Source organism: Rathayibacter sp. VKM Ac-2929 (assembly GCF_022815495.1).
Taxonomy (GTDB): Bacteria; Actinomycetota; Actinomycetes; order Actinomycetales; family Microbacteriaceae; genus Rathayibacter; species Rathayibacter festucae.
The window spans coordinates 1-328 of record NZ_JALGRV010000013.1; the positions used below are offsets into that span (position 1 = coordinate 1).

Sequence of the window (328 nt, forward strand, 5' to 3'; positions counted from 1 at the left end):
TGATCAGCAACGGCATGGTCTGGTTCGGGCTGTCGCTGATGCTCTTCGCGATCGCTGGCGAGCAGACGTACGCCGCGTTCACGGGGCAGTGGTTCAACGTCGTCGGATGGGTCCTCCTCGTCGCCGTCGCGACCGGCCTCGCGGTCGTCGGGGTGATCGAGAACCGCAACATCCGAGCGGGTACGAAGCGCAAGCCGCGCTCTCGCTCCGGAGCCTGACCCTGCTTCATTGCTTCTTTTACTCATTCACTCATTGACTCATAGGAGTGAATGAGTCGGGGGGTCGAGGGGGTTCTCCCCCTCGTGGGGGGGGCGGGGGGGGGGGGGGG

Annotated in this window: 1 protein-coding gene; it reads left to right on the forward strand. The window is 65.2% G+C overall.

From position 1 onward, the window contains the following. On the forward strand, positions 1-218 hold a 218-nt coding region (locus MT355_RS21040; RefSeq protein WP_243601043.1), incomplete at its 5' end, for a hypothetical protein. Between the last annotated feature and the right edge of the window lie 110 nt (positions 219-328).